Source organism: Methylobacterium sp. B1 (assembly GCF_000333255.1).
GTDB classification, from domain to species: domain Bacteria; phylum Pseudomonadota; class Alphaproteobacteria; order Rhizobiales; family Beijerinckiaceae; genus Methylobacterium; species Methylobacterium fujisawaense.
In genome coordinates this window covers 1-2,153 of record NZ_BACT01000353.1, presented here as the reverse complement: position 1 = coordinate 2,153, position 2,153 = coordinate 1, and the positions used below count along the sequence as shown (strand labels likewise).

The 2,153-nt window shown below is 77.3% G+C and carries 2 protein-coding genes; both read right to left on the bottom strand.

Annotation, left to right across the window (positions count from 1 at the left end; genetic code table 11):
• Positions 1 to 457 (bottom strand): WGR domain-containing protein (locus tag I53_RS10350; RefSeq protein WP_043350087.1); only part of this gene is annotated, 457 nt, incomplete at its 3' end.
• A gap of 14 nt (positions 458 to 471) precedes the next feature.
• Positions 472 to 2,153 (bottom strand): DUF4132 domain-containing protein (locus I53_RS10345; RefSeq protein ID WP_148291107.1); only part of this gene is annotated, 1,682 nt, incomplete at its 5' end.

The following is a 2,153-nucleotide window of genomic DNA, read 5'->3' as shown; positions in this document are numbered from 1 at the left end:
CGCGGACCGGGGCGCAGGCGGGTCGGAAGCGGCACGCCCTCGAAGACCGCGGCCGGGGCGGGGGCGGGACGGGCTCCGCCGGGCCAGCCGGCGGGGGCTCGGCGGGCGGCGGGGCGGCCGGCTCCGCGGCCCGCTCCGCGGCTGGCTCGACAACCGTCTCGCCGGCCGGCCCGGACGCCTGCGCCGGGGCGGGCTTCCTGGCGGCGGCGGTCGGTGCCGGGGCGGACGCCGCGGCCGGGGCGGGCGCCGATCCGTCGGCGCGGACGTAGCCCTTGGCGGTCTTCTCGCGGACGAGCTTGTCCTTCTCCTTCACGGCCGCGGCCGCGTCGGCGCAGGTCTTGTCCTTGCTCTGGCCCTGGGTGCCGAGGCGCCCGAAGCGGACGGTGAGCGTCGGGCCGGAGACGCCGACCTCCCAGAACTTGGCCGCGCTGCCCTCGACCAGCTCGTAGCGTTCCATGGGCTGTCTCCCTCTCACGCGTCGCCGGCGGCGGCGAGCAGGCTCGGCGTGCGCAGGACCTCGCTGGCGGTCACCGGATCGAGGTCGCCGAACCGGTGGGTCGCCGCGGCGCGCCAGCCGGTGTCGGACAGGGTCAGGGTCCGCAGCGTCTGGATCCCGTCGCCCTCCGGGCCGGGCCGGTGCCAGAACCCGTCCTCGAAGCGCAGGACCGCGACGAGGCGGGTTCCGTCGGGCAGCGCGACCGGCCGCTGCACCGCATGGACGTGCTCGCCACCGGTGTCGGTCGACCAGCCCTGGGGCCGCAGGCCGCGCAGGCGGCGGCCGCCCACCCGGATTCCGTCGAAGCGCAGGGTCTCGGCGCCGCCCCGCTCGGCCTCGGTGAACGCGAAGGTCTCGCGGGCGAGTTGCGGGAAGGGCTGGGCGATCTCGTAATCGGCGAACAAGCCGCTCCAGGCCGCCAGCGCTTCCGGGTCGAGGTGCAGGGGATGGACGAGGCCGACCACGCCCTCGGCCGCCGCGACGTCGAGGGCGAGGGCGTCGTCCGCGGCGTCGGTCGGCGAGAGATCCTCCGCGAGGCGGAAGACGTGCCCCGGCGGCGTCGCGGGCGCACCGTCCGGATAGAGCCCCCAGACGAGGCGCCCGGCGAGGTGGCGGATCAGCGGGTGGGCGGCGAAGAACGGCCAGAACACCCCGGGGGCGACGCGGCGCTGGGACGCCAGCATGGCCTCGAGCCGGGTGACCTGCAGGCCGGCGGCGGCTTCCGCGTCCTTGCGCAGGGCCGCCCAGTGCCGGGACGCCGCGTTGGCGGATTCGGGATCGTCCGCCTTGGTCGGGCGGGGCAGGGCGGCGAGCCGCCGGCCCTCGGCGTCGCGCAGGACGGGCTTCAGCGTCTCGTCGAAGCCGACCCGGAACCGGCGCTCCCCGAAGGACAGGTCGAGCCCGCCCCGGGCGTCAAGGCCGAGATCGGGGGAGAGCCGGTCGGCGAGGTCGACCTCGTCGAGGCCGCGCGCCTCGGCGGCGTCGACGATGGCGGCGCGGGCAGCCTCGCGCAGTTGCAGCAGCGGGCTCTTCTCGGCGATGGCGCTGAGGTTCATCACCGCCACGTCGGTGCCGATCCCGGCGAGCACGGCGATGCCGGCCCGGCCGCGGGGCTTCAGGCCGGCCTGCCCCCAGGCGCGGATCTGACGGGTGAGGTCGCGGGCGGCGTGGTCGCCGCCGATCAGGGCCAGCGCCTGCAGGGCCCATTCCCCCGTCGCCTTGGCGCCGGCGGCGATCCAGGACTGGAACAGCGCGACCGCGAAGGCGTCGAGGCTCTCCGGCGTGCAGGCGGCGCGGACCTGCGCGACGCCCGCGTAGGGCGTCAGCGGGTCCGAGAAGGCGAGCATCTCGCACAGGGCGGTGACGGCGGCGTCGGGCAGGGCGCCGCCGCTCCGCAGGACCGGGCGGGGCAGGGCGGCGGGGACCACCCAGTCGGGGAGCTTCGGCGGCTTGGCCGGCACCTGCTCCAGCGGGTCGCTGTCGACCCCGGCGGCCACCGCCTCGGTCACGCCGGGATCCCGCTCCGCATATGCCGCGACGGCTGCGTCTAGGGCGGCGCGCCCCGCTGGCTCGGCGGCTAGGAAACGCAGGGTCGCGTCCGCGGCATCGACGTCCATGGCCGGCGGGCCCGAGGGTCTCGGGCAGGGAGCCGCAGCGC